10 protein-coding genes are annotated in these 9,436 nt (G+C 68.2%); all 10 read left to right on the top strand.

Annotation, left to right across the window (positions count from 1 at the left end; translation table 11 throughout):
- Window positions 1–654, top strand: a 654-nt coding sequence (locus Q0672_RS14630) for a GTPase (RefSeq protein ID WP_298623282.1), incomplete at its 5' end; no start/stop codon positions are given.
- A gap of 293 nt (window positions 655–947) precedes the next feature.
- Entirely contained in the window at window positions 948–1,154 is a 207-nt protein-coding gene (locus tag Q0672_RS14635; protein ID WP_298623284.1) for a glycine zipper 2TM domain-containing protein, read from the top strand.
- A 118-nt stretch (window positions 1,155–1,272) separates the two neighbouring features.
- Window positions 1,273–2,034 (top strand): trans-aconitate 2-methyltransferase, encoded by a 762-nt coding sequence (gene tam, locus Q0672_RS14640; protein WP_298623286.1) that lies wholly within the window; start codon window positions 1,273–1,275, stop codon window positions 2,032–2,034.
- Window positions 2,031–2,864, top strand: coding sequence for a Sir2 family NAD-dependent protein deacetylase (locus Q0672_RS14645; protein ID WP_298623288.1), 834 nt, complete (start codon window positions 2,031–2,033; stop codon window positions 2,862–2,864). Before tam ends, Q0672_RS14645 begins: the two co-directional genes overlap by 4 nt.
- A gap of 25 nt (window positions 2,865–2,889) precedes the next feature.
- Window positions 2,890–3,654 (top strand): TSUP family transporter, encoded by a 765-nt coding sequence (locus Q0672_RS14650; RefSeq protein ID WP_298623299.1) that lies wholly within the window; start codon window positions 2,890–2,892, stop codon window positions 3,652–3,654.
- 27 nt (window positions 3,655–3,681) lie between these two features.
- Complete coding sequence (locus tag Q0672_RS14655) at window positions 3,682–4,545, top strand: polyamine aminopropyltransferase (RefSeq protein ID WP_298623290.1); 864 nt, start codon at window positions 3,682–3,684, stop codon at window positions 4,543–4,545.
- Between the two features lie 4 nt (window positions 4,546–4,549).
- Window positions 4,550–5,878, top strand: coding sequence for a 16S rRNA (cytosine(967)-C(5))-methyltransferase RsmB (gene rsmB / locus Q0672_RS14660; protein ID WP_153163495.1), 1,329 nt, complete (start codon window positions 4,550–4,552; stop codon window positions 5,876–5,878).
- Window positions 5,838–6,464 carry a DUF4390 domain-containing protein gene (locus Q0672_RS14665; RefSeq protein ID WP_153163494.1) on the top strand — a complete coding sequence of 209 codons (627 nt, stop codon included), beginning with the start codon at window positions 5,838–5,840 and terminating at the stop codon, window positions 6,462–6,464. Before rsmB ends, Q0672_RS14665 begins: the two co-directional genes overlap by 41 nt.
- Window positions 6,461–8,587 carry an ATP-binding protein gene (locus Q0672_RS14670; protein WP_298623293.1) on the top strand — a complete coding sequence of 709 codons (2,127 nt, stop codon included), beginning with the start codon at window positions 6,461–6,463 and terminating at the stop codon, window positions 8,585–8,587. Before Q0672_RS14665 ends, Q0672_RS14670 begins: the two co-directional genes overlap by 4 nt.
- Window positions 8,580–9,436: response regulator (locus tag Q0672_RS14675; protein ID WP_298623296.1), on the top strand; the 857-nt coding region annotated here is incomplete at its 3' end. The genes Q0672_RS14670 and Q0672_RS14675, both read left to right, overlap by 8 nt.

The following is a 9,436-nucleotide window of genomic DNA, read 5'->3' on the forward strand; positions in this document are numbered from 1 at the left end:
AGCCTGCTCAATCGCCTCGCCGGCGAAGAGCGCGCCATCGTCACCGACATCGCCGGCACCACCCGCGACGCCCTGCGCGAAACCATCCAGATCGAAGGCATCCCGCTCCACATCACCGACACCGCCGGCCTGCGCGACACCAACGACGAAGTCGAGAAGATCGGCATCGCCCGCACCTGGCAGGAAATCGAACGCGCCGACGTGATCGTGCGGCTGGTGGACGTGCGCGCCGGCCTCACCGAAGCCGACGCCGCCATCGACGCCCGCCTCCCCGCCGGGGTCGAACGCATCACCGTCTTCAACAAGGTGGACCTCGCCGGCCGCGATGCCCAGCGGGTGGACACCGACGGCGCCGTGAGCCTGTATCTCTCCGCCAAGGCCGGCCAGGGCATCGAGCTGCTGCGCGCCGAGCTCCTCCGCGTGGCCGGCTGGCATCGCCACGGCGAAGACATCATCCTCGCCCGCGAACGCCACCTCATCGCCCTGCGCGAAGCCCTCGCCCGCATCCACCGCGCCCTCGACAACCACCACGCCCTCGAACTGATGGCCGAGGAGCTCCGCCTCGCCCAGGAAGCGGTAAACGAGATCACCGGCGAATTCACTCCCGACGATCTGCTGGGGGTGATCTTCTCGCGGTTCTGCATCGGCAAGTAAGCCGGCCCCAGCCGCGCCGCCCCAGATCCAAGCCCGCCACAGCGCGGGCTTTTTGTTGCCCAGCCGAATCGGCCCCGCACCTCGCAGCACTGCTTACATAACCACACGACTCGTTACAGCCCGGGGGCGTGATCCCGGATACAGTGACTTTCACTTGCACACGGGCACCGCGCCCCCGGCTGTCAGCCGATTCCCACGAGAGCATCCGTCCTGCCCTACAGTCGTTGGAACGCTCGACAGCCAGACTGAAATCACATCCCACCCTGAGTGGGCTTAGCGTGAAGGAGCTCAGCATGAAAAGAATCACCGCAAGCCTCGTCGCCGTTGTCGCCGCACTCACTTTTTCCGGCTGCGCCAACATGTCGCCCCAACAACGCAACACGGCCATCGGCGCAGCAGTCGGCGGCGTCGCCGGCTCCGTCCTCACGGGTGGCAGCTCGGTGGGCACCGTCGGTGGCGCGGCTGTCGGCGGGGTCATCGGTAACCAGATCAAGAAGTAAGCCGCCTCCCTCTCTGCATTCCCTACTCCCTGTTTGGCCCGGCTGATGCCGGGCCTTCTTTTTTCGCAGGCGTTCCGGCTTGGTTCACAATAGGGCCCTCTCGAATGGAGGATCTGCGATGACCTGGAACCCCGACCGCTACCTGCAGTTCTCCGACGAACGCCTGCGTCCGGCGGTCGACCTGCTTGCCCGAATCCCCCTCGCCCAGCCCGTCCAGATCGTCGACCTCGGATGCGGCGCGGGCAACGTCACACGCCTCCTCGCCAGCCGCTGGCCCGGCGCCCAGATCACCGGGCTGGACAGTTCGCCCGAGATGCTCGAGCGCGCCCGCGCCGTCCTGCCCGAAGCCCGCTTCGAACTGGCCGGAGTCGAGAGCTGGGCGCCGGAAGAGCCCCTCGATCTGCTGTTCTCGAACGCCGCCCTGCACTGGGTGAGCGACCATGCGACGCTGTTCCCCCGCCTCCTCGACCAGCTCGCGCCCGGGGGCGTGCTGGCCGTGCAGATGCCCGGCAACTTCGAGGCGCCGTCCCACCGGTTGATCCGCGAACAGGCCACCGCGCCAGCGTGGGCCGATCGCCTGGGCGATGCGCGCATGGGTGCGGTGCTCCCCATGGCGGACTACCACCGAATCCTCTCCCCCCGCTGCAGCCGCCTCTTCCTGTGGGAAACCATCTACTGGCAGGCCATGCAGGGCGAGCACCCTGTGCTCGACTGGCTCAAGGGCACGACCCTCGTGCCTTACCTCTCGCGCCTCGACGAAGCCAGCCAGACCACCTTTCTCGCCGAGCTCGGCCCACGCCTCGCTGCGGCCTATCCGGCCGACGCCGACGGCACCGTGCTGTTTCCATTCCGCCGCATCTTCATCATCGCCCAGGCATGACCGACCCCCTGTTCACCGAAGCCGCCCGCCTCATCGCTGGGGCGGACGCCCTCATCATCGCCGCCGGTGCCGGGATGGGCGTGGATTCCGGACTTCCGGACTTCCGCGGCAATACCGGTTTCTGGCGCGCCTATCCGGCCCTCGCCGAGGCGCGCATTGCCTTCGAGGAAATCGCCTGCCCCGACGCTTTCTCGCGCACCCCGACCCTGGCCTGGGGCTTCTACGGCCACCGCCTCAATCTATACCGACGCACCCGCTCGCACCCGGGCTTCGCCATGCTCAGGCAGATCAGCGCGGCCTTGCCCGGCGGCAGCTTCGTGTTCACCTCCAACGTGGATGGGCAGTTCCAGCGCGCAGGCTTCGAGGAGGATCGCATCTGCGAAGTCCATGGATCCATCCATCACCTCCAGTGCATGAACGGCTGCGGCGAAGCCATCGTCCCTGCCGACGACTTCTCGCCGGATGTGGACGACAGCGCCTGCCTGCTCCGCTCTCCCCTGCCCCGCTGCCCCACCTGCGGTGGATTGATGCGACCCAACGTGCTGATGTTCGGCGACTGGGGATGGCTCGGCCGCCGCACCACGGGCCAGCGCCAGCGCCTCGAAACCTGGCTCCACACCACGGCCCGTCCGGTGGTGATCGAGATCGGCGCCGGCAGCCACGTGCCGACGGTTCGCTGGTTCAGCGAGACCCTTGGCGTACCGCTGATCCGCATCAACCCGACCGAGCCCGACATCCCGGGCCGTGGTGTGAGCCTGGCCTGTGGCGGACTCGAAGCACTGTCCGGCATCCACGCGGCGCTACTTGCCCAAGGCTCTTCCTTCCCCTGAGCTTGTTTCACGTGAAACAGCAGTGATCGAACTCCCGTTCCTGCTCCTCGGTGTCGGCGCGTTCTGCGCCGGGCTGGTGGATACCGTCGGCGGCGGCGGCGGTCTGATCCAGATCCCCCTGCTCTTCTCCACCTTTCCCCAAGCCGGCGCGGCGACGCTGTTTGGCACCAACAAGCTGGCCAGCGTGGTGGGCACGGCCAGCTCCGCACTCCAGTACAGCCGCAGGGTCGTGATTCCCTGGCAGATTGCCGCTCCTGCGGCTATCGCGGCCGCCATCGGATCATGGTTTGGCGCCCGGGCAGTGGTGCTCTTTCCGCCTGAGGCCCTGCGTCCGCTCATCCTCGTGCTGCTGATCGCAGTCGCGATCTACACCTTCATGCGCAAGGATTTCGGCGTCCAGGGGCGCGTGCTGGCGCATGATGCCCAACCCACGATCCGCGCCCTCGCGATCGGCAGCACAGTCGGTTTCTACGACGGATTCTTCGGCCCAGGCACCGGCAGCTTTCTGATCTTTCTTTTCATTCGTCTGCTGGGAATGGACTTCCTGCTCGCCTCGGTATCGGCGAAGATCGTCAACGTCACCACCAACCTCGCCGCAATCGCCTTCTTTGTAGCGACCGGCGCGGTATTCTGGAAAGCCGCGGCGGTGATGGCCGTTTGCAATCTGCTCGGCTCCCGGGTTGGCACCGCCCTCGCGCTCCGCCACGGTGTGGCGTTCATCCGCAAGGCGTTTCTGGTCGTCGTGGTGATACTGATCCTGCGCTTTAGCGCCGATACATTCCTGGGCTGAACACCCCTGCAGAGGAGGTTGTTTCACGTGAAACACTTGCCGACGATCGCCCTCCCCCTGTCCGACGACGCCGCGCTCCATGTCGTGCGCACCGCGCCAGTGGTCGAACATACCAGCCCGCTCCAGCACATCTCGGTGGAATCGACCACCAGCTTCGGCAAGCTCTACACGCTGGATGGCGACGCCATGGCCTCCCAGGCCGACGAGTTCATCATCCACGAGAGCCTTGCTCACTTGGCAGCCCTCAGCCATCCGGCACCCCAGCGGGCCATCGTGCTGGGCGGCGGCGATGGCGGCAGCACGCGGGAGCTGCTCAAGCACCCCTCGATCACCCACGTCACCATCGCCGAGCTCGATCGCGCGGTGGTCGATACCATCGAAGCGCAGCTGCCGTCGCTACCCGCCGGCGCCTTCAACGATGCTCGTGTGCGCGTCCTGTTCGGCGACGCGGCGGCAACCCTCACTGCCTGCCACGCAGCCGGCGAGCGTTTCGACCTGATCCTGTTCGACCTCACCCAGTCCGATCATCCCGCCTGCGCCCACCTGCACAGCGACAATTTTCTGCGAATCTGTGCCGCAAGCCTGACCGGGCAAGGTATCGTCCACGTCCAGCTCGGATCGCCCTTCCACCAGCGCCAGCAGGTGACGACGGTGTTCCAGCGGCTCAAGGATGTGTTTGCCACCCCGACGCCAGCCCTGATCGACGTCCCCCTTTACGGCGGCCCCTGGCTCCTCGCCCGGGCGAGCAATGCCCGCCCCCCGGAACCCGATCTCGCCACGCTCACCCAGCGCCTTGCGGCCCGGCGCATCACCGGCCTGCGCTACTACAATCCCGCCCTGCACCTCGCCTGCAGCGCCCTGCCCAATTACGTGCTCGACTGCCTCACCTGACACCATGACCGACCACCCCCGCAGCCGCCGTCTCGTCGCGGCCCCGTCCCGCCTGCCCGAGGACAGTCTGGCCTACGCCCTCGTCACCGCCGCCGGCCTCATCGCCGATGTGGTGGGCGGGCTCACCCTCACCGACGCCCTGGCCACCCTGTGGGCACGCCGGCCCGACACCCCGCCCGCCGTCCGCGGCGCCATCCTCGATCTCGCCTACGGCACCCTGCGCGACTACGGCCGGCAGGATTTCATCCTCGGCCAGCTCATGCAGAAGCCCCTGCCCGAGCCCGTCCAGTCGCTGCTGCGGATCGCCCTGCACCGCCTCGACACCCGTCCGGAAACCGCCCACACCACCGTCGACCAAGCCGTCGAAGGTGTCGCCACCCTGCTCGACGGCAAGTTCAAGGGCGTCGCCAACGGCGTGCTGCGCAACGCCCTGCGCCAGGCCACCGAGCTGCGCGCCGCGGCCGACGCCGACATGGTCGCCGAGCACCGCCACCCGCCCTGGTGGATCCGCCGCCTGAAAACCCAGTACCCCAAGGACTGGCGCTCGATCCTCGTCGCAGGCAACACCCACCCGCCCATGGCCCTGCGCATCAACTCCCTGCGCAGCTCCCGCCAGGAGGTGCTCGACAGCTTCGCCGAAGCCGACCTGCCGGTGCGGGTGCTCGCCAACGGCGCCCTGCTCCTCGAAAAGCCGGTGCCCGTCAGCCGCCTGCCCGGCTTTGCCGAAGGCTGCATCAGCGTGCAGGACGCCGGCGCCCAGTTCGCCGCCCAGCACCTTGACGTGGACGACGGCCAGCGGGTGCTCGACGCCTGCGCCGCGCCCGGCAGCAAGACCTGCCACATCCTTGAACTCGCCGACGTGGAGCTCACCGCCCTGGATACCGACGCCAGCCGCACCCGGCGCATCAGCGAGAACCTCACTCGCCTGGGCCTCGCCGCCACCGTCAAGGCCGCCGACTGCCGCAACCTCGACGCCTGGTGGGACGGCCGCCCCTTCGACCGCATCCTCGCCGACGTGCCCTGCTCCGCCTCCGGCGTGGTGCGCCGCAACCCGGACATCAAGTGGCTGCGCCGCGGCGGCGACATCGCCCGCTTTGCATCCCAGCAGGCCGAGATCCTCGAAGCCCTGTGGCGAGTCCTCGCGCCGGGTGGCAAAATGCTCTATGCCACCTGCTCGGTGTTTGCCGAAGAAAACGGGGAGCAGATCGCCGCCTTCGCCGCCCGCCATCCCGATTGCCGCCGCCTGCCCATTGGCGGACAGCTCGACTGCCAGTACCTGCCTTGCACCGACCATGACGGATTCTTCTACGCGCTCCTCGAGAAAGCCGCCTGACCGCCTCCGCCGGCGCTGGCTGAGGGGCCTGCTTGCGGCTGGCCTCGTCGCCGGGCTGGGCACCGGTGCCGGGCCGGCGCAAGCCGCCGAGGCCGAGATCCGCAACATCGTCCTGCAGCCCAGCGACGACCAGTACATCCTCAACGCCGATGTCGTCGCCGAGCTCACCCCGCTCCTGGCCGACGTGGTCGGCCGGGGTGTGTCGCTGTATTTCATCACCGAATTCGAACTCACCGCCCCCCGCTGGTACTGGCTGGACGAGGAGATCATCACCCGCTCCCTCACCTACCGCCTCTCCTACCAGTCGCTCACCCGCCAGTACCGCCTCACCACCGGCGCGCTCCACCAGAACTTCACCAGCCTCGAAGAAGCCATGCGCACCATGCTGCGCATCCGCAACTGGGGCATCGCCGACAAGGGCGCCCTGAAGATCGGGCGCAGCTACAACGCCGCCCTGCGTTTCCGGCTGGACGTGGGTGAGCTGCCCAAGCCGCTGCAGGTCAGCGCCCTCGGCCGCAAGGACTGGAACCTCGCCTCCGACTGGTATCGGTGGACCTTCATGCCCCCCACCCGCGACAGCAAATGAGACCTACCGTCCTCATCGTCTGCGCGGCGATCTCCGGCATCCTGCTGTTCCTGCTCGCCACGGCCAGCGCCAACACGCCCCTCTTCGCACGCAACTACACCCTGCTCATCGGCCTCAACGGCATCATCGCGCTGGTGCTCGCCGGGCTGGTGTTCGTCCAGCTGCGCAGCCTGTGGCTGGAGTACAAGGCCCGCCGCTTCGGCTCCCGGCTCAAGCTGCGCCTGATGGCGATCTTCGCCGCAATGGCGGTGGTGCCCGGTGCGCTGGTGTACGCCGTGTCGCTGCAGTTCGCGGTCAAGAGCATCGAGTCGTGGTTCAACGTGCGGGTGGACGCCGCCCTCGAAAGCGGCCTGCAGCTCGGCCGGGCGACCCTCGACATCCTCCTCGACCAGCTCGCCACCAAGGCCGACCAGATGGCCATCGAGCTCGAGCTGGCGCCCCAGGTCCGCTCCCCGCTCCTCAATCGCCTGCGCGAACAGGCCAACGTCGAGTCGGCCACGGTGTTCTCGCCCACGGGCAAGATCGTCGCCACCGCCGAGACCGAGCTCGGCACCCTGATTCCCGAACAGCCCACCACCGCCCAACTCCGCCAGGGCCGGCAGACGTCCGGCTATCGGGCCGCCGAAGGCCACGGCGCCGAAGGTCTGGTGCTGCGGGTGATCGTGCCCATCCCGTCCCGGCGCCTGATCGAGCCGCAGCTCCTGCAGGTCACCCAGCAGGTGCCCAAATCCTTCGCGATGCACGCCGACAGCGTCGAGACGGTGCACCGGGATTACCAGGAGCTCTCCGTTGCCCGCAACGGCCTCAAGCGCATCTACACCCTCACCCTGACGCTCACCCTGCTGCTGGCCCTGTTTGCCGCGGTAGCCGTCGCCTTCGTGCTCACCCGGCGCCTCGCCGCGCCGCTGTTCATCCTCGCCGAGGGCACCCAGGCCGTCGCGGCTGGCGACTTCTCACCCCGCCAGGCCCTACCCGCCCGGGACGAACTCGGCGTGCTCACCCAGTCCTTCAACCAGATGACCCGCCAGCTGCAGGACGCCCGCGCCCAGGCCGAAGCCAACCGCGCCGCCGTCGAGCGCAACCGGGCCTATCTCGAGAGCGTCCTCGCCAACCTCTCGGCCGGCGTGCTGGCCTTCTCGCCGGACGGCCACCTGCGCGCCGCCAACCACGGGGCGATGACCATCCTCAACGACGAGCTGCAGGACTACGAGCGCCTGCGCGTCCACGACTGGAGCACCCACGCCGCCTTTCGCGACGCGCTGGTGGCCGGCTTCGAGGGCCCCGAGGACGACTGGAACCGCCAGATCGAATTCTCCAACCCCGACGGCAGCACCCAGACCCTCCTCCTCCACGGCACCCGCCTGCCCGAGAGCACCGGCGGCGGCTTCGTGGTGGTCTTCGACGAGATCACCCAACTCATCGCCGCCCAGCGTAACGCCGCCTGGGCCGAGGTGGCCCGCCGCCTTGCCCACGAGATCAAGAACCCCCTAACCCCGATCCAGCTCTCCGCCGAGCGGCTCCAGTTCAAGCTGGCCGACCGCCTCGACGAAGAAGGTCGGAGCATGCTCGAACGCTCCACCACCACCATCGTCAATCAGGTCGAGGCGATGAAGAACCTGGTCAACGCCTTCCGCGACTACGCGCGCCTGCCCAGCCCGGTGATGGCGCCGGTGGATCTGAACGCCCTGGTGCGCGACGTGCTGGCCCTCTACGATGGCTCGCGGGTGATGATCCACGCCGAACTCGCCGCCGAAACCCCGCCCGTGATGGGCGATGCCAGCCAGCTCCGGCAGGTCATCCACAACCTGCTGCAGAACGCCGAGGACGCCCTCTCCGACAGCGACTCGCCCGAAATCTGGCTGTTGACGCGATCCGATGCCCGGCGGGTAGACTTGATCCTGCGCGACAACGGCCAGGGCTTCCCGCCCGAGATCCTGTCCCGGGCCTTCGAACCCTACGTCACCACCAAGGCCCGCGGCACCGGCCTTGGCCTGGCCATCGTCAAAAAAATAATCGACGAACACGACGGCGAGATTCGTCTCGCCAATCGAGAAACCGGTGGAGCGGAAATCCGCATCCGCCTGCGCAGCGCCCCTCAAACAGAGTCACCAGCCCATGGCTAAAATTCTCATCGTTGACGACGAAGTCGGCATCCGCGAACTCCTGTCGGAAATCCTGCGCGACGAAGGCCACGACATCGTGCTGGCCGAAAACGCCGCCGCCGCCCGCGCCGCCCGCAACGCCGCCCGGCCGGATCTCGTCCTGCTCGACATCTGGATGCCCGACACCGACGGCGTCAGCCTGCTCAAGGAATGGTCGGCCAATGGCCAGCTCACCATGCCCGTGGTGATGATGTCCGGCCACGGCACCATCGACACCGCCGTCGAAGCCACCCGCATCGGCGCGATGGAGTTCCTCGAAAAACCCATCGCCCTGCAGAAGCTCCTCGCCGCCGTAAAGCGCGGCCTCGCCCGCATCAAGCCCGCCAACGCCCCCAGCCCCCTGGGCCTGGGCGCGTTCTCCCGCTCGGTGCCGCTGCGCGACCTGAAGAAGCGCCTGGAGCAGATGGCCGACAAGTCGCGGGTGATCCTCCTGCGGGTCGGCCCCGGCAGCCTCGCCGAGCTCTGTGCCCGCTCGCTCCAGCGGGTCGGCACGCCGTGGCTCGACCTTTCCCTGTCGTCCCAGCCCCTGGAGCTCGCCACCCTCGAGGGCGCCCGCAACGGCCTGCTCTACGTGCCCGAGCTGATCTACCTGTCGCGCCCCCAGCAGAAGAACCTCGTCTTCGCCATGGACCGCCTGGAGCGCCACGGCCAGAGCCTGGTAGTCGCCACCGAGCACCGCCCCGAAGAGCTCGTCGAACACGGCTGGGACGAGCGCGTGCTGGCCCGGCTGTTCGAGGTCTCCCTCGCGCCGCCGTCCCTCGGCGAGATCCGCGACGAGATCCCCGAGATCGCCAGCCAGATCCTGCTCCA

This window comes from uncultured Zoogloea sp. (assembly GCF_937894855.1).
In the GTDB taxonomy this organism is placed as follows: Bacteria; Pseudomonadota; Gammaproteobacteria; order Burkholderiales; family Rhodocyclaceae; genus Zoogloea; species Zoogloea oryzae.

Coding starts and splice junctions, on each gene's coding strand:
- Q0672_RS14670 (WP_298623293.1), top strand. CDS start 6,461: ATGAGACCTACCGTCCTCATCGTCTGCGCGGCGATCTCCGGCATCCTG.
- Q0672_RS14665 (WP_153163494.1), top strand. CDS start 5,838: ATGACGGATTCTTCTACGCGCTCCTCGAGAAAGCCGCCTGACCGCCTC.
- rsmB (WP_153163495.1), top strand. CDS start 4,550: ATGACCGACCACCCCCGCAGCCGCCGTCTCGTCGCGGCCCCGTCCCGC.
- Q0672_RS14635 (WP_298623284.1), top strand. CDS start 948: ATGAAAAGAATCACCGCAAGCCTCGTCGCCGTTGTCGCCGCACTCACT.
- tam (WP_298623286.1), top strand. CDS start 1,273: ATGACCTGGAACCCCGACCGCTACCTGCAGTTCTCCGACGAACGCCTG.
- Q0672_RS14645 (WP_298623288.1), top strand. CDS start 2,031: ATGACCGACCCCCTGTTCACCGAAGCCGCCCGCCTCATCGCTGGGGCG.